Origin of the sequence: Sulfuricaulis sp. (assembly GCF_040901545.1) — a bacterium.
In the GTDB taxonomy this organism is placed as follows: Bacteria; Pseudomonadota; Gammaproteobacteria; order Acidiferrobacterales; family Sulfurifustaceae; genus Sulfuricaulis.
In genome coordinates this window covers 61740-83314 of the sequence record NZ_JBBDYL010000054.1, presented here as the reverse complement: position 1 = coordinate 83314, position 21575 = coordinate 61740, and the positions used below count along the sequence as shown (strand labels likewise).

At 56.3% G+C, this 21575-nt stretch carries 20 protein-coding genes; 16 read left to right on the top strand and 4 right to left on the bottom strand.

From position 1 onward, the window contains the following. Positions 1-20: 20 nt before the first annotated feature. The 7 genes from WD823_RS11300 to WD823_RS11270 all read left to right on the top strand — a co-directional run bounded on the left by WD823_RS11300 (position 21) and on the right by WD823_RS11270 (position 7851). On the top strand, positions 21-1016 hold the full coding sequence (locus WD823_RS11300; protein WP_368429599.1) for an NAD-dependent epimerase/dehydratase family protein: 996 nt from the start codon (positions 21-23) through the stop codon (positions 1014-1016). After that, positions 1016-2050, top strand: coding sequence for a glycosyltransferase family 4 protein (locus tag WD823_RS11295; protein WP_368429598.1), 1035 nt, complete (start codon positions 1016-1018; stop codon positions 2048-2050). Before WD823_RS11300 ends, WD823_RS11295 begins: the two co-directional genes overlap by 1 nt. Before the next feature lie 65 nt (positions 2051-2115). After that, positions 2116-4041, top strand: coding sequence for a polysaccharide biosynthesis protein (locus WD823_RS11290; RefSeq protein WP_368429597.1), 1926 nt, complete (start codon positions 2116-2118; stop codon positions 4039-4041). A 60-nt stretch (positions 4042-4101) separates the two neighbouring features. After that, positions 4102-5457 carry a UDP-glucose/GDP-mannose dehydrogenase family protein gene (locus WD823_RS11285; RefSeq protein WP_368429596.1) on the top strand — a complete coding sequence of 452 codons (1356 nt, stop codon included), beginning with the start codon at positions 4102-4104 and terminating at the stop codon, positions 5455-5457. A gap of 43 nt (positions 5458-5500) precedes the next feature. After that, positions 5501-6370, top strand: a complete 870-nt coding sequence (gene galU, locus WD823_RS11280) for a UTP--glucose-1-phosphate uridylyltransferase GalU (RefSeq protein ID WP_368429595.1) — start codon at positions 5501-5503, stop codon at positions 6368-6370. Positions 6371-6544: 174 nt separating this feature from the next. Then, the gene (locus WD823_RS11275; protein ID WP_368429594.1) at positions 6545-7102 is read left to right on the top strand and encodes a hypoxanthine-guanine phosphoribosyltransferase; all 558 of its coding nucleotides are present in this window, start codon (positions 6545-6547) and stop codon (positions 7100-7102) included. Beyond that, a complete protein-coding gene (locus WD823_RS11270) occupies positions 7099-7851 on the top strand; it encodes an S-methyl-5'-thioinosine phosphorylase (protein WP_368429593.1) in 753 nt (250 codons plus the stop codon). Before WD823_RS11275 ends, WD823_RS11270 begins: the two co-directional genes overlap by 4 nt. A 79-nt stretch (positions 7852-7930) precedes the next feature. Here the strand turns inward: WD823_RS11270 and WD823_RS11265 are convergent, their stop codons facing one another. Then, entirely contained in the window at positions 7931-8506 is a 576-nt protein-coding gene (locus WD823_RS11265; RefSeq protein WP_368429592.1) for a CsiV family protein, read from the bottom strand. Positions 8507-8572: 66 nt separating this feature from the next. On the opposite strand from WD823_RS11265, the gene def reads away from it, so the two are divergent. Then, a complete protein-coding gene (gene def / locus WD823_RS11260) occupies positions 8573-9091 on the top strand; it encodes a peptide deformylase (protein ID WP_368429591.1) in 519 nt (172 codons plus the stop codon). A gap of 16 nt (positions 9092-9107) precedes the next feature. On the opposite strand, the gene mfd is transcribed toward def, so the two are convergent. Beyond that, positions 9108-12590 carry a transcription-repair coupling factor gene (mfd, locus tag WD823_RS11255; protein WP_368429590.1) on the bottom strand — a complete coding sequence of 1161 codons (3483 nt, stop codon included), beginning with the start codon at positions 12588-12590 and terminating at the stop codon, positions 9108-9110. Between the two features lie 203 nt (positions 12591-12793). Here mfd and WD823_RS11250 point away from each other — a divergent pair, with 203 nt between their 5' ends. From WD823_RS11250 to ispF, 3 genes are read left to right on the top strand one after another with little or no spacing between them, the layout of a single operon-like run. Further along, positions 12794-13300 carry a CarD family transcriptional regulator gene (locus WD823_RS11250; RefSeq protein WP_368429589.1) on the top strand — a complete coding sequence of 169 codons (507 nt, stop codon included), beginning with the start codon at positions 12794-12796 and terminating at the stop codon, positions 13298-13300. 22 nt (positions 13301-13322) lie between these two features. Beyond that, the gene (gene ispD, locus WD823_RS11245) at positions 13323-14042 is read left to right on the top strand and encodes a 2-C-methyl-D-erythritol 4-phosphate cytidylyltransferase (protein ID WP_368429588.1); all 720 of its coding nucleotides are present in this window, start codon (positions 13323-13325) and stop codon (positions 14040-14042) included. Then, on the top strand, positions 14042-14521 hold the full coding sequence (gene ispF / locus WD823_RS11240) for a 2-C-methyl-D-erythritol 2,4-cyclodiphosphate synthase (RefSeq protein WP_368429587.1): 480 nt from the start codon (positions 14042-14044) through the stop codon (positions 14519-14521). Before ispD ends, ispF begins: the two co-directional genes overlap by 1 nt. An 80-nt stretch (positions 14522-14601) precedes the next feature. On the opposite strand, the gene WD823_RS11235 is transcribed toward ispF, so the two are convergent. Both WD823_RS11235 and WD823_RS11230 read right to left on the bottom strand, forming a co-directional pair. Further along, on the bottom strand, positions 14602-15531 hold the full coding sequence (locus WD823_RS11235; protein WP_368429586.1) for a hydroxymethylglutaryl-CoA lyase: 930 nt from the start codon (positions 15529-15531) through the stop codon (positions 14602-14604). A gap of 2 nt (positions 15532-15533) precedes the next feature. Continuing rightward, on the bottom strand, positions 15534-16733 hold the full coding sequence (locus tag WD823_RS11230) for a CaiB/BaiF CoA transferase family protein (RefSeq protein WP_368429585.1): 1200 nt from the start codon (positions 16731-16733) through the stop codon (positions 15534-15536). 192 nt (positions 16734-16925) lie between these two features. Between WD823_RS11230 and WD823_RS11225 the strand changes: the two genes are divergently transcribed. The 5 genes from WD823_RS11225 (at position 16926) to WD823_RS11205 (ending at position 21574) form a co-directional block, all read left to right on the top strand. Further along, positions 16926-17543 carry a CoA pyrophosphatase gene (locus WD823_RS11225; protein ID WP_368429584.1) on the top strand — a complete coding sequence of 206 codons (618 nt, stop codon included), beginning with the start codon at positions 16926-16928 and terminating at the stop codon, positions 17541-17543. Between the two features lie 225 nt (positions 17544-17768). After that, positions 17769-18803 carry an alpha/beta hydrolase gene (locus WD823_RS11220; protein WP_368429583.1) on the top strand — a complete coding sequence of 345 codons (1035 nt, stop codon included), beginning with the start codon at positions 17769-17771 and terminating at the stop codon, positions 18801-18803. Between the two features lie 232 nt (positions 18804-19035). Then, positions 19036-19542: a MaoC family dehydratase gene (locus WD823_RS11215; protein WP_368429582.1), complete on the top strand. Its 507-nt coding sequence runs from the start codon at positions 19036-19038 to the stop codon at positions 19540-19542. Between the two features lie 43 nt (positions 19543-19585). Then, a complete protein-coding gene (locus tag WD823_RS11210; protein WP_368429581.1) occupies positions 19586-20377 on the top strand; it encodes a CoA ester lyase in 792 nt (263 codons plus the stop codon). Positions 20378-20386: 9 nt separating this feature from the next. Next, positions 20387-21574, top strand: coding sequence for an acyl-CoA dehydrogenase family protein (locus tag WD823_RS11205; RefSeq protein ID WP_368429580.1), 1188 nt, complete (start codon positions 20387-20389; stop codon positions 21572-21574). The last annotated feature ends 1 nt before the right edge of the window (position 21575 follow it).

Genomic DNA, 21575 nt, shown 5'->3' with positions numbered 1-21575 from the left:
AACACAACTATTTAATATTAATGATTTGCGAATTTGATAAAAAGCATATTCTTGTCACTGGTGCAACAGGATTTATCGGCCGGTATTTGACGAGTGCCTTGATTAAACAAGGCTGTATCGCGACTACATTTAGCCGCAAGCCGCCGGAAAACGCTTGTAAAGATTGCAATACCATTGTTGGCGACCTCTCGGACACGACATCACTTGTCGGAATATGTCAGGGTATTGAAATAGTTTTCCATCTCGCAGGGGATTCCGGCGCGTATGAGGAATTGGATGAAAAAAACAAAAACTATAATTGGCAGGTAACCGTTGATGGAACTCATGCGTTAGTTGAACAGTCGGTTAAATCCGGTGTAAGTCGATTTGTATTTTTCAGCAGTGTCAAAGCCATGGGTGAAAATAGTGATGAATATCTTGATGAATCCGCGGAATGTCGGCCTGTCACCGGATACGGCAAGGCGAAATACGAAGCAGAACGACTTGTGCTTGAAGCCAATCGACATGGAATGGCATCGACAGTCCTACGCTTGCCCATGGTATACGGACCCGGGTGTAAGGGAAACCTGCCGCGAATGATTCAGGCGGTTGCTCGCGGTCGTTTTCCATCATTGCCGGATACAGGCAACAAGCGCTCCATGGTGGATGTACGTGATGTAGTTCAAGCAGCAGTATTGTCAGCCAGTAATCCGGTTGGTGCGGGAAAGGTATATATCGTGACTGATGGACAAGCTTATTCAACTAGACAAATTTATGAATGGATTTGTTCCACCGTACAACGGCCTGTTTCACCTGTAGTTATCCCGCTCCCATTGTTGCGGATCGCAGGATTTGTCGGGGATACAATCGGCAGACTGAGAGGGCGCCGTATCGCGTTCAATTCTGAAGCCTTGAAAAGAATTATCGGATCGTCATGGTATAGCTCAGAAAAAATTTGTCGGGAATTGAACTTCCACCCGGCGCACTCTCTTGAATCTTCTCTGCCTGATATAACTGCAAGCCTGATAAGAATCTAATGGGTGCGCTTGCGATAGTCATTCTCACTCTCGGTGCTCTGGTAATTTCCGTAATCCTTACACGTCGATTCTGTGATCCAAACTCTTCAGCATATATACTTGATCATCCCAATGAACGATCGCTGCATGATCGACCCGTGCCACGGGGCGGCGGTTTGGCCATCCTCATTGCCATCGGGGCAAGTGGTTCGATTCTCTCTGCGCTTAATGTCAATCAGGACCTTGCCGGAATCGGAATCAGTATTTTGCTTGTGGCTGGAATCTCTTTTATAGATGATCGTTATTCCATCTTCCCCATTTTCCGGCTTGTAGTCCATGTAGCCGCTGCCGCTGTGGTTCTTTATAGCGGTTTTATCCTGACAACAGTGGAATTCCCGGGGTTTGAGTGGAATTGGCCCATCGTCGTCGGCGCTGTCATTTTAGTATTATTTGTTACTTGGATGATCAACCTTTATAACTTTATGGACGGGATGGATGGACTTGCCGGGGGAATGTCGGTAATTGGTTTCGGGTTCTTTGCCATGATGGGATGGATCACGGGGCATGAGATTTTCTTGAGTGTCAGTCTTATTACGGCCGCTGCTACTGCGGGTTTTCTGGCTTATAATTTTCCGCCCGCGCGTATTTTCATGGGTGATGTCGGCTCGTCCACATTGGGACTTCTGGCGGCGACACTATCGCTATGGGGTTCCAGGGACGGCGTTTTCCCGTTTTGGATAGGAATACTCGTTTTTTCACCTTTTATCATGGACGCTACCGTAACACTCTCGCGTCGACTGCTGCGGAATGAGAAGGTTTGGCAAGCACACAAAACCCATTTCTACCAGCTGCTTGTTCAATCCGGCTGGGGACACCGTCGGACGCTGCTGCTCGAATACGCCATCATGCTAGGTTGTGGATTATCCGCTCTTTGGGGCAGATATGCCGCAGCTGAAGTACAGATATCAATACTGATAGGTTGGATTCTATTTTATCTTGCATTCTTTTACTGGGTATCGGGAAGGGCCACGAGCGATGAAAAGGCGGGGATTTAATAAGGTTATTTAACTATAATGAGACAAAATCACAGGCAAAGCTCCAGAACGGATCACATTAAAGAATGAAAAAATTCGTTTGGCTCTTCAGATCCCGGCTCGCAGCCTTCACGCACGATCTGCTGATGATTCCCGTCGCCTGGTTCTGCGCCTATTGGATGCGTTTTAATCTCGACGTGATTCCGACAGAATTTTTCTATCAGGCGCTGACAATGCTTCCCGTCATCTGGGCAGCGCAAGGCGGAATGCTCTGGTATTTCGGTCTCTATCGCGGGATCTGGCGGTTCGCTTCAATTCCCGATCTGGTGCGTATCATCAAGGCAGTAACTGCGGGTGTATTGGTTGCCGCCACCGCAAGCTTTATCCTGACGCGCCTGCAGGACGTTCCCCGTTCGGTATTTATCCTGGATGGCATTATTTTGGTGCTGTTGCTGGGTGGCCCGAGATTTGCCTACCGCTGGCTCAAGGATCGCCATATATATAGCAGGATTCATGATCGCAACTTTCAACATAATGGTGAGGTTAAAAACGCACTGATAGTCGGCGCCGGAAAGGCCGGTGAAATGCTGGTGCGTGATTTGCTGCGTGAATCGACGGGTTCATTCCTGCCGGTCGCATTTGTGGACGACAATCCTGACAAATTAGGCAAAGAGATTCACGGAATCCCCGTTGTCGGCCGCTGTGAGCTGATCCCCGAAATTGCGCAGAGACTCGGAATCAATCTTATAATCATCGCTTTGCCCTCGGCAACCTCGCGTCAGATTCGGCGTATCGTCGAGATCTGTGAAACCACGGGTCTGACGTTTCGGATTCTTCCTCAGCTGGAGGATTTGGTCAGCGGACGCGCAAGCCTCAAGGATTTGCGCGATGTCAGTATCGAAGACTTGCTGGGACGCGAACCCGTCAAATTGGATTGGAACGCCATCACCGATGCGAACCGTGACAAGGCAGTCCTGGTAACGGGTGGCGGCGGCTCCATCGGCGCGGAACTGTGCCGCCAGATTGCCAGGTTGAAGCCGGCCAGCCTGATCGTGCTCGAACAGAGCGAATATAATCTGTACCGCGCAGACTTGGAGCTGCGTCGAGAATTTCCATCATTGTCTCTTGTCAGCCTCCTGGGAGACGTCACCGATGCCGTGCGTGTTGAGCAAATCCTGAGGACATACGCGCCTTCCGTGATTTACCATGCAGCGGCTTATAAGCACGTGCCGATACTTGAGGATCAAGCACGCGCGGCGCTTGTCAATAATGTCCTGGGAACCCGAGTCATCGCCGATCTGGCAGACAAGTATGCGTGTGAAAGTTTTGTCTTGGTATCCACCGACAAGGCCGTCAATCCAGCCAATATCATGGGGGCCAGCAAGCGGCTGGCCGAGATGTATTGCCAGAGCTTGAACGCCAGGTCAAAAACCAAATTCATCACCGTTCGATTCGGAAACGTCCTGGGTTCTTCGGGCAGCGTGATTCCGCTCTTCCAGCAGCAGATCGCCCAGGGAGGGCCGGTGACCGTGACCCATCCGGATATCACGCGCTATTTCATGACCATACCCGAGGCATGCCAGCTGATTCTGCAAGCGGGCGTGATCGGGCAGGGTGGGGAAATTTACATACTGGACATGGGTATTCCAGTAAAAATTTCCTATCTCGCCGAACAGCTGATACGCCTGTCCGGCAAAGTACCGGGAGAAGACATTGAAATCATTTATACCGGCCTGAGACCGGGTGAAAAGCTGTATGAAGAACTTTTCCACGGCGCGGAAGAACAAACAAAAACCAGCCACCCGAAGATTTTACTGGCACATTGCCGGCAGATGGATAGAGATGCGTTGGTAACGGCTTTAGACTCGATACAGCGGGCTTGCAACCAGAATGATAACCACGTTCTACGTGCTATGCTGATTGAATTGGTCCCTGAACATACCGGGTTGGCTCAGTCAAATAATGAACAGGAAAAGGGCGCGGTAATTTATCCCTGGAAACAGACCAAATGACTTGTTCGAAAGCGTTCGAATAACGTATTTCTCTTTTTTTTCCAGCAGGAAATTAACGATATGAAGTTGACGATTATCGGTACGGGCTACGTCGGCCTTGTCACGGGCGCCTGTTTTGCGGAAATGGGCAACAACGTCACGTGCGTCGACATAGACCAACACAAGATTGCAGGACTTAAAAAGGGGGTGCTACCCATCTATGAGCCCGGGCTCGAGCCGATGGTGGCGAACAACCACAAAAACGGTCGGCTGAGGTTCTGCACGTCGTTAACCGATCCGGCGGCAAAATCCAATATGTATTTCATTGCCGTCGGCACGCCGCCTGAAGAAGACGGTTCGGCGGACCTGCAATATGTCCTCGGAGTTGCCAGAGAGATCGGCCGCCATATTACGCAACATACCATCGTGGTGGACAAGTCCACCGTTCCGGTCGGAACGGCTGACAAGGTCAAGGCTGCCATTGACGATGAATTGGCCAAACGTGGCGCTAAAGTTTCGTTCGATGTCGTCAGTAATCCTGAATTCCTCAAGGAAGGCGCGGCCGTGGAGGATTTCATGCGCCCGGACCGGGTCATCATCGGCACGGACAGCGAACAGGTTCGCAAGGTGATGCGCGATCTCTATCTGCCATTCATGCGTACTCACGAACGCCTGCTCTTCATGGGGGTGCGGGACGCCGAGATGGCCAAGTATGCCGGCAATGCCATGCTCGCCACCAAGATCTCGTTCATGAATGAGATCGCCAATCTTTGCGAACGCTTGGGCGTGGACGTCGAGAATGTTCGCAATGGAATCGGATCCGATTCACGTATTGGTTATTCGTTTATCTATCCGGGCGCCGGCTATGGGGGCTCATGCTTTCCAAAGGACGTGAAAGCCCTGATTCGCATGGCCAAGGATCATGACTATGAACCTAAAGTGCTCGGCGCGGTGGAAGCCCGGAACAATGCGCAAAAACAGGTATTGTTCGAAAAAATCCGGCATCGTTTCGGTCCCAACCTGAAAGGGTTGTGCTTCGGTGTCTGGGGCCTGGCTTTCAAGCCCGGTACGGACGATTTGCGCGAGGCTTCTTCCGTCGTATTACTGAATGCGTTGATAGGCGCCGGCGCTTCGATCAAGGCATACGACCCGGTGGCCATGCAAACCGCCAGACGCGAGTTTCCCCGCGCCTGGTTTGACAGCAATCAGTTAAAGCTGATGGATGAACAGTATCAAGCGCTCGAAGGCGCAGATGCCATGGTCCTGGTAACGGAATGGAAGCCGTTCCGACATCCTGATTTCGACCGGATCAGGAAAATCATGAAGCAAGCGGTGGTATTCGATGGACGGAACCAGTACGACCCGGCACTCCTGCGCCAGGCCGGATTTGAATACAGCGGCATAGGCCGCGCAACACCTGACAAAATTAACCTATAATCAGATTCATTATAAAATTCCCGCGACAAATCAGAACAGGAAAATGAATCAAGTTACAAAAGCAGTCTTTCCCGTGGCGGGGCTGGGTACGCGTTTTTTGCCTGCGACCAAGGCTAATCCCAAGGAGATGCTCCCGATTGTCGATAAACCGCTCATTCAATATGCCGCGGAAGAGGCGATTGCGGCCGGAATAGATGAATTGATTTTTGTAACCGGACGGAACAAGCGGTCGATCGAAGACCATTTCGACAAAGCTTACGAACTCGAAGTGCAGCTCGAGGCTGACGGGAAAAAGGATCTTTTGGGCATGGTGCAAAATGTTTTGCCGAATTCCGCCTCCTGCGTTTATATCCGGCAGGCCGAGGCATTGGGGCTGGGACACGCCGTGTTGTGCGCCAAGCAGGTGGTGGGCAACGATCCCTTCGCGGTTATCCTGGCGGACGATCTGATCAGTGCCGCACCCGGCGCGCTGAAGCAGATGGTGGATCTGTATATCAGGCATCAGAGTTCCGTAATTGGCGTGCAAACGATTCCCAGAGAGGCAACGCGTAGTTACGGAATTGTGAAGGGCATACCTGCGGGGGATCGGTTGTACAAAGTGGAAAGCATCGTCGAAAAACCGGCCCCGGAAAAGGCTCCTTCTACTCTGGCCGTGGTCGGTCGTTACATCCTTACTCCGCGTATTTTCGGTTTGCTGGAAAGCGTCCAGCCCGGAGCAGGGGGAGAGATCCAGCTGACAGACGGTATTGCCGCCTTGCTGTCACATGAACAAGTCCTGGCTTACGAATTCTCTGGCAAGCGTTATGATTGCGGCAACAAGTTCGGCTATCTGCAAGCAACCGTGGAATACGCGCTGGCTCATCCGGAACTGAAAGACCAGTTTCTGATTTACCTGAAAGGTTTGAAACTCTGAGCATCTTTTTCACGGTATCGCGGCCGGTAACGATGGCGCGTTCGGATACCATACGTGCGCAGTGAAATGGTGTCGTGCGTACAAAGATATATATAATTCGGGTGTGCAACGACATCGGCTTATTATAATTGACACAAAACCGTCTCCGTCCCAAACCAGATTCACGGATCGACATTGACTACCATCAGTGCGCAGCAGGCATGGGAGATATTGCATCAGGCAGACTGCCTGCATACTCCAGAAGCGGTGGAAACGGCTCTGGCCAGGATGGCCGCGCAAATCACTCAGGCCATCGACGGCGATGATCCGCTGGTGGTATGCGTCATGACGGGCGGAGTAGTGCCTTTCGGGAAGATTCTTCCCCAGCTCCATTTCCCGCTTCAAATTGATTATGTCCACGCCACCCGATACAAAAACCGATTGCACGGCGGCCAGCTCCAGTGGATCTCTGGACCGCACCACAACCCGCGTGATCGGGTGGTGTTGCTGATTGACGATATTCTGGATGAAGGCGCCACCCTTGCCGGTATCGAGACGCGCTACCGGGGCGAAGGGGCGCGCGAAGTTTACAAGGCGGTCCTGGTCGTGAAAGACCGTCCTCGAAAACATGAAGTCAAAATTGAATTCGCCGGCCTCGAAGTACCCGACCGGTATGTTTTCGGTTGCGGCATGGATTATAAGGGTTACCTGCGGAATATCGCCGGCATCTATGCGGAGGGAAAACCCGAATGACAGCCGTGGCGATCATTGGCGGCAGCGGCCTGACCAATCTCAAAAATCTGCGAATCTCGCGGCGTGAAGTCATTCGCACTCCTTACGGCGAGCCGTCGGCACCGCTGGTTTACGGAGTATTGAGCGGGCGCGAAGCGGTATTTCTCCCGCGACACGGACCCGGCCACACCATCCCGCCGCATGAAGTCAATTACCGCGCCAACATCTGGGCCATCAAACACACGGGTGTCAGCCGCGTCATCGCCATTAATGCTGTCGGCGGCATCTCACCCGATTATTTGTTGCCAGGGACGCTGGTGATACCGGATCAGATTATCGATTACACTTATGGGCGCGCCCATACATTTTTCGACAGCGAGCAAAAACAGGTGACTCATGTCGATTTTACGGATCCCTATTGCGAGGAACTGCGTCAAACGCTGATCGATGCCGCCCGCCGCGCCCGGCTCAGCACCATCGGACACGGAACCTACGGCGCGACCCAGGGACCACGGTTTGAAAGCGCGTCGGAGATTCGGCGCATGGAGCAGGACGGAGCGGATATCGTCGGCATGACCGGCATGCCCGAGGCCGGACTCGCGCGCGAACTCGAACTTTGTTACGTCTCGATTGCGGTCGTGGTGAACCCTGCGGCCGGAAAAGCCGAAGCTGCGATCAGTATCAGGGAAATTGAAAAAAATCTGGAATCGGGCATGTCCAAGGTTCGCGCCCTGTTGGAGCAGGCCATCCCTTTAATTGTCCAGGGCTGAAAGCGCGCAACACGCTTCAACGAGGTCGAGTATTACCCGAAACGAAAATATCGGTGCTACTTGCTCCGGGGAATCCGGGTTAATTTTCTTTTACCGGCGCGACGCGAACCAGCACGCCGAATTTTGGATGGTCGAAATAATGGGTTTCCAGTAATTTGATGCGCCGGAACTCATTGAGGCGATAAATCCGCGTATCGCCTCCCGCTACCCCAAATAATCCTGTTCTCGCTGGTTCGCGGAGGATCAGGTTGATTTCCATCAAGAGATAGCGGCTAGAATAAAACCGCAGTGCGCCATCGAGACCCTCCGCCGGATTGTCGATTTTCACCGGTTTCGACGATGACTTGACCTCGGCATTCTGCTGCCAGCGCAGGCGCGCCAGGACGCGATGCCGGCCTGACTGTTCAAGCGCCAAGGCCGCAGGAGAAAGCAAGGATTCCGCGGGGGGCTTCTCGCCAAGAACGACAGCCTCGGCAATATCCCCATTCTCCAGCCTGGTTTGCTCAATTCGCCACAGCTCATCGCCTTCCATGTCCGGAAGCTGATTTGAAAAAACAATCACCTCGACTTCATACAGATTGAGGGCCTGTGTGGCCGCGTGCGGCAAGACTCCTGGCATCAGGAGCGGAAAGATAATAAGGAATAGGCGCCGCACGTTGTTTTCCTCGGTTTGGATTCTTTATAGTATCGCTTATTCTTTATCTAATATCGAGATGGCAAGATGACCGTCAGACGCGTGCTCAAGATGGGGGATCCGCTCTTGTACAAAAAGGCCGAGCCGGTACAGAAGTTCAATACGCCGGAATTGGATGCGCTGATCGCGGACATGTTCGACACCATGGCCGAATTGAACGGCGCCGGTCTGGCGGCCCCGCAAATCGGCGTCTCGGAACGCGTGGTCGTCTTCAGTGTCGAAGCCAATCCCCGTTATCCCAACGTCGAGCCGGTGCCATCCACGGTGTTGGTCAATCCGAAACTGATGCCGATAGGTGATGAAATGGAAGACGGATGGGAAGGGTGTCTCAGCGTGCCGGGACTGCGCGGTCTCGTGAGCCGTCATCTAACACTCCGCTATACCGGCTTTGATCAGCGCGGTCAACCCATCGACCGCACGGTTTCCGGATTCCATGCGCGCGTCGTGCAGCATGAGTGCGATCACCTTGATGGTATTCTGTACCCCATGCGATTGCGAGACATCCGCATGCTGGGGTTTGAAGACGCGCTGTTTCCCGATCTGTAGCAATGTTCATATCCCGTTATCTGAGGGTTGCCGATTTTGCCTCGGGCGTCAGTGCTTCGAGAAACTGATATATGGCCTGGACGCGTGATTCTACGTCCGGCGTGTCGCGCGTGATACGCAGGCGATTCGGGCCGTCGAACCGGTAAGTGTTCGGCGCGGTTCTGATCAGCCGCAATATCAATCCGGGATCGATATCGGGTTCCTCGGTAAATTCAATTCTCACCCCGCGCGGGCCGGCATCGATTTTCTTGATGCCCAGAGGCGTAGTGAGGATTTTCAGTTCAGTGGCCCGGAACAAAAGCTGCCCGGCGGCAGGCAGAACCCCGAAACGGTCGATCACTTCTTCTTTCAGTTCCTGCAACGCTTCGATTTTTTTAACGGACGCAATGCGTTTGTAGAGAATCAGCCGCATGTGCACGTCCGGCAAGTAGTTTTCGGGTAACAGCGCCGGTACATGCAGATTGATTTCCGCTCCGCTGTGCAGCGCGGTATCCGTCTCCGGCAACCGTCCCGCCTGCAACGACTGAACCGCCCGGTTCAGCAATTCCGCATACAGCGTAAATCCCACCTCATCGATCATTCCGCTTTGCGTCTCACCCAGCAGTTCGCCAGCCCCGCGGATTTCCAGGTCATGTGAGGCGAGCGTAAACCCCGCCCCCAGTTCCTCAAGCGATTCAATGGCTTCCAGGCGTTTTGCCGCCTCATCCGCCAGTGCGCGCCGGTCCGGTATCAGTAAGTAAGCGTAGGCACGATGATGCGATCGTCCAACGCGTCCGCGCAATTGGTGCAGCTGCGCCAACCCGAACTTGTCCGCACGTTCAATGATGATGGTATTGGCGGTCGGCACGTCAATCCCGGATTCGATGATGGTCGAGCACACCAGCACGCTGAAACGCTGGTGGTAAAAATCGAGCATGATGCGTTCCAGTTTCCGCTCTGGCATTTGTCCATGAGCAATGCGGATGTCGGCTTCGGGCACGAGTTCCCGCAAGTCGCGCGCGATCCTTTCGATCGTTCGCACTTCGTTGTGCAGGAAATAAACCTGCCCGCCACGGCGGATTTCGCGCAAGCAAGCCTCGCGAATAACCGATCGGCTCCATTCGCTGATGAACGTTTTAACCGACAAGCGACCTTCCGGTGCGGTCGTGATCAGGGAAATGTCCCGCAGACCGGCCAGCGAAAGATTCAGCGTGCGCGGGATGGGGGTGGCGGTCAGCGTCAGGATATCCGCTTCGCTGCGCAGTTGTTTCAGGCGTTCCTTCTGACGCACGCCGAAGCGATGTTCTTCGTCGATGATGACAAGCCCAAGACGCTTGAAACGCATGTCGCTCTGCAGCAGCCGGTGGGTACCGATGACGATATCCACCGATCCGTCCGCAAGCGCCGCGATCACCTGACGCTGATCGGCCTGGCTGCGAAACCGCGACAGCATTTCGATGCGAATCGGCAGCCCGGCGAAGCGATCCTGGAAGTTCTGAAAATGCTGTTGCGCGAGCAACGTGGTTGGTACCAGCACGGCGACCTGTGATTTGCCCATCACCGCGAGCAAAGCGGCGCGCATCGCCACCTCCGTCTTGCCGAATCCCACATCGCCGCAAACCAGCCGGTCCATGGGTTTGAGGGATTGCATGTCTTGCAAGACTTCGCGAATGGCGCGTTCCTGATCCGGTGTTTCCTCGAAAGGAAACGCGCCGGCGAAGGATTGATAGTGTTCTTCGGGCGGTGGAAAAGCGTGGCCGGCACGCGCCGCACGCAGCGCCTGAATTTCAAGCAATTCCGCGGCGGCATCGTGCGCCTTTTCCAGCGCGCGGCGTTTGGCTTTTTCCCATGCTTCGCCACCGAGCTTGTGCAGCGGCGCGTGTTCCGGGTCGGTGCCGGTGTAGCGGCTGATCAAATGCAGTGACAGCACCGGGATATATAGTTTGTCTCCGTCCGCGTACTCAAGCGCGAGAAATTCCGCCGCTCCGTCGCCGATATCGAGCGTTTGCAGTCCCAGATACCGCCCCACGCCATGGTCTTCGTGCACCACCGGATCGCCGATATTTAATTCCGCGAGGTGGCGAATAATCGCTTCCGGTTCGCGTTCCATGCGTTGGCGCCGGCGTCGCTGGGCCGCGCGTTCGCCGTAAAGCTGCGCCTCGGTGATGACGGCGATCTCACGCTCCTTCAGCAGCAGTCCTTTTTCGAGGTCGGCCACCGTCAGCCCCAGCTTTACATTGTTCGCGAGAAAGGCCTGCCACCCAGCCACGTCCACTGGCGGCAAACGGTTTTCCTCGAATAAACCGCGCAGCGTCTCGCGCCGGCCGGCGGATTCGGCGACAAACAACACGCGTCCCGGATAGGCGCGCAGGTAATCGAACATGGCCCGGTAAGGCGCATCGGATTTGGGATCCACCGGCAAGCTTGCCGGTGGTCTGGCGTCGCAGTTAATTACTGTTTCGCCAGGCGCTGAAAATGCGGCGGCATCCGGGCTGTATTCAATCAGTTCCACCCGAGGCCATGCCTGTAATCCTTCCATGAACGCCCGCGCGCCGATGGTTATTGCTGACGGTTCCAGCACCGGCCGCTCCAGGTCATGGCGCATTTCGCTGTACCGCTGTGCAACCTCGGTTTGAAATTGACTTGCCGATTCGGACAGGTTTGCCTCGGTCACACATAAAGCGGAACCCGGGAGATAGTCGAAAATCACCGCCAGCTGTGAAAAAAACAGCGGGAGGTAATACTCGGCCCCCGGCGGACTGATGCCTTGGCTGATATTCCGGTACAGCGGGACTTTTTGCGGATCGCCTTCGAAGCGGGCGCGGAAAGCCTGACGGAATCGCTGAATTGCCTCCTCAGTCATGGGAAATTCACGCGCCGGAAACAGCCGGATGGCATTGATGGACTTTCCGGACCGCTGGGTCGCCGGATCGAATTCCCGGATGGATTCGATTCGGTCGCCGAACAAATCAAGTCGAAACGGTTGCTGGCTGCCAGCCGGATAAAGATCGACGATGCCCCCGCGGACGGCGAATTCTCCGGGCTGCATGACTTGGGACACGCTGTGGTAATTGGCGCGCGTCAATTGCGCCCGCAGTGTTTGTATTTCAATCCGATCCCCGACGTTCATCAGGAAGCTGTGCCCGGCGATGTAGTCGCGCGGCGGCAGTCGATGCATGAGCGTGGATACGGAGGCCAGCACCACCCCGCGGGTCAGGTCTGGCAGTCGATAGAACGTTTCCAGCCGCTGCGAAATGATGTCCTGGTGGGGCGAGAACATGTCGTAGGGCAGACATTCCCAGTCAGGCAACGGCAGGAGGGGAAGATCGGGGGCGTAAAAGCCGATCTCATCCGCCAACCGCTGGGCGGAGTGGCTGGTGGAGGTAATCGCCAGCAGCGGACCGCCGTGCGTTTGGGCGGCCAAGGCGATGGCCAGCCCGCGGGCGCTGCCGGCCAGTCCGCCCCAGGCGATCCGGTCCCCGGGACGGGCCGGCAGTTCTAGCTTAAGTGGTGAATCCAATCGATTATTCGGGAATAGTGTTTGTCGCCGGTGCTTCGCCAAGGGTTGGTATTCTACCCCAAGCTCCAGGGTGAGTCGCCCCGGGAAAAAGTCCAAAAAATATTGTCAGGGGAGCAGGTTACGTGCATAATTTAATCCAATTGAACAATACTGTCCCGTAACATATCAACCGCGACATTGACTCGACCCCTGGAGGGTGCTGAATGGCGAAACATCCGCGCTACAAGGTAGGCGATACGGTTTTTTATCCTTCCGCCGGTGTCGGCGTAATTCTGGCAGTAGAAGATATTTATCATTTCGGTCAAGTTGAATCCTGTTTCGTCATCCGCATTCAGGACACGCAGATGACGGTGAAAGTTCCCCGTTCCAATCTCGAGCGCAGCGGTATCCGCCCGTTGCTGGATGGCAAAAAACTCAAGGAATTGTTCAAGATACTTTCCGCTAAAAGCAAACGGCGCGTCACCGGCGGCAATTGGGCCGAGCGCTGCAAGGACATTGAACGCCGAATCAACTCCGGCTCCTGTCTCGAACTGGGTGAAGTAGTGCGCGATTTGACGCGCTGGAAAAAACAATCCGGCCTATCTTTCGAAGAGTCCATGCTGCTTGAAACGGCGAACAGCTATCTCGCGCGCGAAGTCGCCGCGGTGCAGGGAATCGCGCCCGATGCCGCCAGGAACCGCATCCTCAGTTTTATCGAAGAGCGCGCCTGATCGTCTCAAGGCGTAACCTCCCGTGACCGTCGCGAACGGAATCTGGGCTCTGATCCCGGCGGGCGGACAGGGCCTGCGGATGCTGGCGTCCACCCCGAAGCAGTATCATCCGATTCTGGGCCGCCCCGTGCTCCTGCACACCCTCGAACGTCTGTGTGCGCATCCGCGTATCCGCGGCGTGCTCGTCGGCGTTTCGGAGCACGACCATCACTGGCAGGCATTTATTCCGATTCTGGTACGCCTGCCGAAATATCTCGGCAAATACACCGGCGGTGAAACCCGTGCTCACACCGTGCTCAATGGCCTCAAGGAATTGGCCAAGCACGCGAAACCCGATGAATGGGTCATGGTACACGATGCCGTGCGCCCGTGCGTGCGTCATGCGGATCTGGATAAACTGATCGTGGCGGTGGGAGCGGACGAGGAAGGCGGATTACTGGCCCTCCCGGTTTCCGATACCGTCAAGCGTGCCGATATGGAAGGGCGCATCATTGCAACGGTTGAGCGCGCGGGGTTGTGGCGTGCGGCCACGCCGCAGATGTTCCGCATCGGTAAATTGCGAAATGCGCTGGAAGCGGGATTGAAACATGGCGATAAAATCACCGACGAAGCCTCGGCGATCGAAGCCGCGGGCGGACATCCGCGCGTGGTCGCGTGTCACGGCGACAATATCAAAATCACGGTGGCCGAGGACCTCTACTTGGCTGAATTGATTTTGAAGCACCAACAAGGAAACGCCTGATGCGCGTCGGACATGGTTACGACGTGCATCCACTGGTTTCCGGACGCGATCTCATTCTGGGCGGGGTGAAAATCCCGCACAACAAGGGATTGCAGGGTCATTCCGACGCCGATGTTCTGATTCACGCCGTGTGCGACGCCTGCCTCGGCGCCGCCGGGCTCGGTGACATCGGCCGGCATTTTCCCGACTCCGATCCCCAATACAAGAATATCGACAGCAGGAAACTTCTTCATAAGGTCAAGGAGGCGTTGACTCGGCATGGATGGAAAGTGGTTAACATCGACAGCACCGTGATCGCACAGACCCCGCGCTTGTCAACTTATCTTCCGCGGATGAAACAAAATATCGCCGCCGATCTCGGACTCGCGGAGTCCGACGTGAACATCAAGGCGACCACGACTGAAAAGCTTGGTTTCGTCGGGCGGGAAGAGGGCATCGCCGCCCAAGCAGTAGTGCTGATCGACAATGATTCACCGTGACGCCATTCGCTGTGGATGACTCGAAGACCGGACCGCGATTGACCGCTTCGTGTTATTATTCGCCGTGAAAAAAGCAAGAATCAGGAAATAGGTGTTTTTGGAACTCCGGCGTCGTGCAGATCGGTGATCTTGCCGGCCTTGGCGATCTGTCCTGGCAGGTCGTGCCCGACAATGTCCGGCAAACGGCGTGCCGCGACCAGCAACTTATCCAATTCCACGCCGGTGTGAAATCCCATCGCTTCAAGCATGTGCACCAGGTCTTCGGTGCAGATATTGCCCGTCGCGCCCGGTGCGAACGGGCAGCCGCCCAGCCCGCCCAGGGAACCGTCGTAACGCACAACCCCGGCTTCCAGGCCGGCGAGCACGTTCGCCAGTCCCATGCCGCGCGTATTGTGGAAATGCAGCGTGATCTCGGCTGTGGGAAACCGCGCTAACACGGCACGCGTGAGTTCCCGCACCTGTTTTGGATGCGCCATGCCGGTGGTGTCGGCCAAGGTGATTCCATCCATGCCGAGCTTCAGGTAACGTTCGACGCAATGGAACACCCGAGTCTCCGGTATGCTGCCCTCAAACGGACAGCCGAAAGTGGTGCTGATACTGCCGTTCATCGCCACCCCGGTGCCGTGGACGATGCTCATTACATCACGGAAACCGGACAGGCTCTGTTCGGTCGTGCGGTTGACGTTGGCGCGGTTGTGCGTCTCGCTGGCGGACACCATCAGGTTGATCTCATCGACTTCGCAGGCGACCGCGCGCTCCGCGCCCTTGGCGTTCGGGACGAGCGCGGAGTAAATCACGCTCGGCACGCGCCGGATGCCGCGCATGACGGCTTCGGCGTCGCGCAGGTTCGGCACGGCCTTGGGCGAGACAAAGGCCGTCGCTTCGATTTTCGCCAGACCGGTAGCGCTTAATTCGTCAATCAGCGCGATCTTGACGTCGGTCGGCACGAATGCCGGCTCGATCTGGAATCCATCACGGACCGCAACGTCGTGGACGTATACTCGCGTCATGGTTAAATCACGCCCCGCTGTTTTAACTCCGCCTGCTGCGCCGCGTCGTACCCGATCTGCGTCAACACCTCCACCGTATGCGCCCCCAATTCCGGCCCGAGCCAGCGGGTGTCGCCCGGAGTTTCCGAAAGCTTGGGCACGATCCCCGGCAGCGCTATTTTTTCGCCGCCCTTGAGCGCGAATTCCTGGATCATGTCACGTGCCCGGTAGTGCACGTCTTCGACGATATCCTGGATGTTGTAAATCTTGCCGCTCGGAACCTGCGCCGCTTCGAGTTTTTCCAGCACTGAGTCGAGGTCGTACCGGGCCGTCCACGCGCCGATCGCCTGATCGAGCGCTTCGGCCCGTTGCGCCCGGCCGGTGTTGTTCGCCAGCCCCGGATCGTCGGCCAAATCCCGCCGTTCCATCGTGATCATCAGGCGCTTGAATATGCTGTCGTTGTTGGCCCCGATGACGACGTACTTGCCGTCACGGCACAGATAGGTATTTGACGGCGCGATCCCCGGCAGCGCGCCGCCGCTGCGCTCGCGGATGAAGCCGGTCATGGCGTATTCCGGCAGCATGCTTTCCATCATGCTGAACACCGCCTCGTACAACGCGACATCCACGTACTGGCCTTTGCCCCCGTTGACCTTGCGGTGGTACACCGCCGTGAGCGCGCCGATTACCCCATACATGGCCGCGAGCGCATCCCCAAGGCTGATGCCGACACGCACCGGCGGCCGGCCGGGATCGCCCGTGACATAACGCAGCCCACCCATCGATTCCCCGATGGCGCCGAAACCGGTGCGGTCGCGATATGGACCGCTCTGACCGTAACCGGATACGCGGACCATGACGAGCCCCGGGTTCAGACCGGAAAGCGCGTCCCAGCCGAGATTCCATTTTTCCATGGTGCCGGGGCGAAAATTCTCGATGACGATGTCGGTGTTTCGAACCAGCCGGCGCACGATTTCCTGTCCTTCCTTGGCTTTAAGATCGACCGTGACCGACTTTTTATTGCGCGCCTGGAGATACCACCACAACGACGTGCCCTGGTGCAGCTTGCGCCAGGAACGCAGCGGGTCGCCGTCGCCCGGCGTCTCGATTTTGATTACCTCGGCGCCGAATTCCGCAAACAGCTTTCCGGCGAACGGCCCCGCAATCAGCGTGCCGAGCTCGATAACCTTCAATCCTTTCAGCGGTAGCGGTTTGTCGTTCATGGTCCGATCTCATTTCATGACGTCGGCACCATTGCTAGTCTTTACAATGGCGAAGCCGGTCAGATAATGACGGATATGTGAAAATACTGCACTTGCCGAAAAGATTCCACCGGCTTCAATCTGGCTGAGTCAATGACGCTCCCACGGTAGGGTCGGTTGCAACATGGATTGCTCGCTCTGTATCCTTAGACCATGTCTGAACTCGCCAAGGTACTGCATCACCCCGACATGAAACGCCTCGTGCGTGCCTTGAATGCGATGCGCCACACGCCGGATCAAACTGAAATGCGTGAAGCCGCGGTGGTGCTGATATTGCGTGCGGCCGAAGCGGAGTCGCTAGAACTGCTGCTGATTTTGCGCGCGGAATTCGAGGGCGACCCCTGGAGTGGCAACATCGGCCTGCCCGGCGGCCACCGCGATCCGGGCGATACCTCGCTGGAAGACGCCGTTGTGCGCGAGACACACGAGGAAATTGGTGTCGATCTGGTGCGCGATGGCAGGATACTCGGCCGACTGAGCGAAGTTCGACCGATGTCGGCCGATATCCCGGGCATCATGGTGGTTCCGTACGTCGCCGTGGTCAGACCCGACGTGCAGATTGCGCCGGGACCGGAAGTGGCCGCGGCGTTCTGGGTTCCGCTGGCGCGGCTGCGCCAGCCGGACTTGTGGGGCGAAGCCACCGTCACGGTGCGCGGCGGGCCGCGCCAGGTGTTATGCTTCCGCCACGGCAAACATATCGTTTGGGGATTGACGGAGCGCATCTTGCGGGAATTGCTGGAGCTCTTGACCAGGACTAATCCGCATATATAAAAATCATGACACTGATCTCAATGCCGGCGCGGTGTGCATTGCTTTTCTGCACGTTCGGCGCATACTTAATTTGCAACAAAATTGATGATAATTACTTCGCCTTATTCCAATAACACTGCTTAGGAGAAAAATATCATGAATGCTTTTTTTAGGCCGCCTATTGCGGCCCCGGTCCTTCCTCCTGGTTCGCATTACCTAACACCACGCTTTTTATTGGCCGTCGGTTTGACCGTCTTCCTTTTATTTCCCATCGCTTCCCTGGCGCAACAAGAGAAAATCATTAAACAAGACTACCATATCGACGCCGTTGACTCGGGAATCAAGCTATTCGTCCGGTCAAAGATGACCCAAGGCAATAAGAAATTCACCGACGAGAATATCGTCGTGTTTGTTCATGGAGCGACCTACCCTTCGACGCCCGATTTTGATCTTGGGTACCAGGATTATTCCTGGGCGGATTGGATGGTAAAGCGCGGATATGTCGTTTACATGTTCGACAAGCGCAATTACGGATTTTCCACTCGTGAAAAAGCCATGGACGAACCGGCGAAGAGCAATAAACCGGTGTCGCGCTCTTACCTCGTTATCCGCGATATCGGCGCGGTGGTCGATCACATTCGCGCAAAGCATAAAGTCAAAAAAGTTTCGTTGATCGGCTGGTCCTGGGGAGCGATGACGGCCGGTTACTACACCACGCTGCACAGCGAAAAAGTCCATAAGCTCGTCCTGTACGCGCCGGCGTACGCGTTCGCCCTGCATACCAACCTGGGCCCCGGCAGCGGATTGCAGAATAAGCGCAAGCCGTATGAGTTCAATTATGGCGTCGGCGCCTATCGCACGAATTCCGCTGCCCAAAATCAGGGCCGCTGGGATGGTGAAATTCCGCTGGAGGATAAGAGTCAATACCGGGAGCAAGGCGTCGTCGACGCCTTCGCCGCCGAAGCACTGGCCACGGACCCGACGAGCAACACACGAAATCCGCCCGCGTTACGGGCGCCGAACGGCGTGCTGGAAGACACGTTTCAACAATTGACCGGCCGCCGCATGTGGAACGCGTCGTCAATCTTCGTGCCGACTCTCGTCATCGCCGGCGAATACGATACTTGGTCTTTTCCCGATGATCGCGAAGGCCTGATGCGCGATTTAACGAACGCGCCGGTCAAGAAAAGCGTACTGATCAAGGACGCGACCCATTTCGTGCTGTTCGAGAAGAAGCGTTTTGAATTCTTCAACGAAATCCTTAATTTCCTCAAAGAATAACCGTCGATAGCCATATTCCTTATGGAAAGGCCGTCCCAATGGGAAGGCCTTTTTGTTTGCATGAATCCACGCGTGGCGTCGTGACACAGCAATTTCCGCTGTGTCAGAATCGAGATGGCACTCTCCCGATCAAGGATTCGAGGTAGCGCACGCGGCGGTACCGCCGCTACCGGTAAAGCACGATGGCGTAGTATCCTTGGCGGCGTAAACCATATACCCAAGGAATAATGTCATGGCCTTAAAACCGGGATGGTCCGGCCGCTTTTTCGAGGATTTCGAAGTGGGGGACGTGTACGTGCATCCGCTGGGGCGCACCATCACGCAGACCGATAATATCTGGTTCACGCTCCTGACCCAAAACACCGCGCCGATCCACTTCGATCAGCATTACGCCGCGCAAACGGAATTCGGCAAGCCGCTGGTGGACTCGACCCTGACGCTGGCGCTGGTGACCGGGCAAAGCGTCACCGACGTGTCGCAAAACGTGTTCGCCAACCTCGGCTGGGACGAAGTCAAACTGCCGCATCCGGTATTCGAGGGCGATACCATTTACTCGCAATCGGAAGTATTAAACAAACGCGAATCGAAGTCGCGTCCCAACATCGGCATCGTCACGGTCAAGACCACGGGCTACAACCAGGAAGGAAAATCCGTGATCACCTTTCGCCGCACGCTTATGGTTTACAAGCGCGGGCAGGCGCCGCATATCGCGCGCCTGGCGCCGGATGCCGAGGCATGAATCCATCTCGCGGTTTCCGAAAAGCGCGGGGTAGACCGTAATCATGGCGGCGCGATCTTATCTGTTCGCCCCTGGAGAGCGCCCGGAGCGATTTCAAAAGGCCTACGACGCCGGCGCCGACGCCGTCATTCTCGACCTGGAAGACGGCGTGGCCTTGGACAACAAGGTTAAAGCCCGATCCGAGGTGGTCACGTGGCTCTCAGCGGAACGGCCGGTGTACGTGCGCATCAATGGGCCTGAGACGGAATGGTTTAACGACGATCTTAAAGCCGTGGGCCGTCAACCCGGCGTGCGTGGAATCGTGTTGCCCAAGGCGGAATCGGCCGAACACGTCGCGCGCGTGGCGGCCCAAACATCTGGGCACGTCGCCATAATTCCTTTTATTGAAACCGCTCAAGGACTCTGGCATGCCATTGACATCGCGCGCTCGCCGCGGGTTGAGCGATTGGCTTTCGGCTCGTACGATTTCCAGCTCGATACCGGCATCCAGGGCAGCGGCGAGGAATTGCTTTATGCCTCCTCGCAAATAGTCATTGTCTCGCGCGTGGCGGGAATATTGCCGCCCATCGACACCGTCACCATCGAGATGGACGACGCCGATAAACTGAAGGCCGACATCGACCGCGCGCGCCGCCTCGGGTTTGGCGCCAAACTGTGCATTCACCCGAAGCAGGTCGCCCCCGTCAATGCGGGGTTTTCACCGAGCGCCCAGGAGACCGCCTGGGCCAAGGAAGTGCTGGCCGCCGTCGCCGCCGCCGGCAAAGGCGCGATCCGGTTCCAGGGCCGGATGATCGACCGCCCGATCATCGAGCGCGCCAAACGCATCCTGGAGTAAAAATAATTCATGTCAAAAAATCATCCGGAGCCTGCTTTCGTGACGGATTCCTCTGCCCACACCGATTTGCGCGATGCCGTGCGCGAACTGTGCCGCCGTTATCCGGATAAATACTGGCGTGGCGTCGATCGCGAACAACGCTATCCCGAGGAATTCGTCAAGGCCCTGACCGAGGCGGGTTGGCTTGCGGCGCTGATTCCCGAAGATTACGGCGGCACGGGCCTCGGCATTACCGAGGCCTCGGTTATTCTGGAAGAAATCAACCGCGCCGGCGGCAACGCGGCGGCTGGTCACGCCCAGATGTACCTCATGGGAACCGTGCTGCGGCACGGATCGGAAGCACAAAAACGCCGTTATTTGCCGAAGATTGCGCGCGGGGAACTGCGGTTACAAGCCTTCGCCGTGACCGAGCCCACCTCCGGCTCTGACACCACCAAATTAAAGACAACCGCGGTGCGCCGCGGCGATCGCTACCTCATCAACGGCCAAAAGGTTTTCACTTCGCGCGTGCAGCATTCCGACCTCATGCTGTTGCTGGCGCGCACCACGCCGCTCGACCGGGTCACGAAAAAATCCGAGGGACTGTCGGTGTTTCTGGTCGAGTTGCAACAGGGCCAGGCAAAAGGCATGACGGTCAAGCCGATCGAGACCATGATCAACCACGAGACCAACGAACTTTTCCTCGACAACCTGGAAGTCCCGGCGGAAAACCTGATCGGCGAGGAGGGCAAGGGATTCCGCTACGTGCTCGACGGCATGAACGCGGAACGGATACTGATCGCCGCCGAATGCATCGGCGACGGCGACTGGTTCATCGACCGCGCCACGCGTTACGCCAAGGAACGTTTTGTTTTCGACCGCCCCATCGGCCAGAACCAGGGCGTTCAGTTCCCGCTGGCGCGCGCCTACGTGAACGTGCGCGCCGCCGATCTCATGCGCTATCACGCCGCGGCGCTGTTCGACCGCAGCGCGGCCTGCGGCGCGCAGGCCAACATGGCCAAGCTGCTGGCGGCGGACGCCTCGTGGGAGGCGGCCAACGCGGCCATGCAGACCCACGGCGGATACGGGTTCGCCGCCGAATACGACATTGAACGCAAGTTTCGCGAAACGCGTCTGTACCAGGTCGCGCCGATCTCGACGAATTTAATCCTGTCCTACATCGCCGAGCACGTGCTCGACCTGCCGCGATCATACTAGT

What these genes read in the sequence shown, in the direction of transcription:
- WD823_RS11270 (WP_368429593.1), top strand. Translation starts at nt 7,099, where the DNA reads ATGACAGCCGTGGCGATCATTGGCGGCAGCGGCCTGACCAATCTCAAA.
- WD823_RS11215 (WP_368429582.1), top strand. Translation starts at nt 19,036, where the DNA reads ATGGCCTTAAAACCGGGATGGTCCGGCCGCTTTTTCGAGGATTTCGAA.
- ispF (WP_368429587.1), top strand. Translation starts at nt 14,042, where the DNA reads ATGCGCGTCGGACATGGTTACGACGTGCATCCACTGGTTTCCGGACGC.
- WD823_RS11210 (WP_368429581.1), top strand. Translation starts at nt 19,586, where the DNA reads ATGGCGGCGCGATCTTATCTGTTCGCCCCTGGAGAGCGCCCGGAGCGA.
- WD823_RS11285 (WP_368429596.1), top strand. Translation starts at nt 4,102, where the DNA reads ATGAAGTTGACGATTATCGGTACGGGCTACGTCGGCCTTGTCACGGGC.
- WD823_RS11235 (WP_368429586.1), bottom strand. Translation starts at nt 15,531, where the DNA reads ATGACGCGAGTATACGTCCACGACGTTGCGGTCCGTGATGGATTCCAG.
- WD823_RS11230 (WP_368429585.1), bottom strand. Translation starts at nt 16,733, where the DNA reads ATGAACGACAAACCGCTACCGCTGAAAGGATTGAAGGTTATCGAGCTC.
- WD823_RS11225 (WP_368429584.1), top strand. Translation starts at nt 16,926, where the DNA reads ATGTCTGAACTCGCCAAGGTACTGCATCACCCCGACATGAAACGCCTC.
- WD823_RS11205 (WP_368429580.1), top strand. Translation starts at nt 20,387, where the DNA reads ATGTCAAAAAATCATCCGGAGCCTGCTTTCGTGACGGATTCCTCTGCC.
- def (WP_368429591.1), top strand. Translation starts at nt 8,573, where the DNA reads ATGACCGTCAGACGCGTGCTCAAGATGGGGGATCCGCTCTTGTACAAA.
- galU (WP_368429595.1), top strand. Translation starts at nt 5,501, where the DNA reads ATGAATCAAGTTACAAAAGCAGTCTTTCCCGTGGCGGGGCTGGGTACG.
- WD823_RS11300 (WP_368429599.1), top strand. Translation starts at nt 21, where the DNA reads ATGATTTGCGAATTTGATAAAAAGCATATTCTTGTCACTGGTGCAACA.
- WD823_RS11250 (WP_368429589.1), top strand. Translation starts at nt 12,794, where the DNA reads ATGGCGAAACATCCGCGCTACAAGGTAGGCGATACGGTTTTTTATCCT.
- WD823_RS11295 (WP_368429598.1), top strand. Translation starts at nt 1,016, where the DNA reads ATGGGTGCGCTTGCGATAGTCATTCTCACTCTCGGTGCTCTGGTAATT.
- WD823_RS11290 (WP_368429597.1), top strand. Translation starts at nt 2,116, where the DNA reads ATGAAAAAATTCGTTTGGCTCTTCAGATCCCGGCTCGCAGCCTTCACG.